The organism is Limnovirga soli (assembly GCF_013106755.1).
Classification (GTDB): Bacteria; Bacteroidota; Bacteroidia; order Chitinophagales; family Chitinophagaceae; genus Limnovirga; species Limnovirga soli.
This window is the reverse complement of the sequence record NZ_WHPF01000046.1, coordinates 1-598: the sequence shown is the minus strand read 5'-3', so window position 1 is coordinate 598 and position 598 is coordinate 1. Positions and strand designations below refer to the sequence as shown.

Annotated in this window: 1 protein-coding gene; it reads left to right on the top strand. The window is 41.3% G+C overall.

What is annotated here, in order from left to right; all coding sequences use genetic code 11:
• A partial coding sequence (locus GD597_RS21700) for a hypothetical protein (RefSeq protein WP_171610014.1) occupies positions 1-598 on the top strand: 598 nt, incomplete at both ends.

Here is a 598-nt window from a genome sequence, read left to right as displayed (position 1 = left end):
GAATATCGCCGATACAGCGGCGATGTTAAGTCCTTATGCACGCACTCAAACCATGTTGGATTCTTTGAATGCGGCTGATAATAAAATCAACCTGAAATTGAATATTGCTGATACGGCTGCCATGTTGAGTCCTTATGCTACTATCAGCAACCTAAACAGTACCGCTGACAGCAAATTAAATATTGCTGATACAGCGGCGATGTTAAGTCCATATGCACGCACACAAACCATGTTGGATTCTTTAAATGCGGCTGATAACAAAATCAACCAAAAATTGAATATTGCAGATACAGCTGCCATGTTGAGTCCTTATGCTACTATCAGCAACCTAAACAGTACTGCTGACAGCAAATTGAATATCGCTGATACAGCTGCTATGTTGAGCCCTTATGCTCGCACACAAACCATGTTAGATTCTTTGAATGCAGCTGATAACAAAATCAACCTGAAATTGAATATTGCTGATACGGCCGCTATGCTTAGCGCATATGCTACTATCAGCAACCTAACCAGTACTGCTGACAGCAAATTGAATATCGCTGATACAGCTGCTATGTTGAGCCCTTATGCACGCACACAAACCATGTTGGATTCTTTA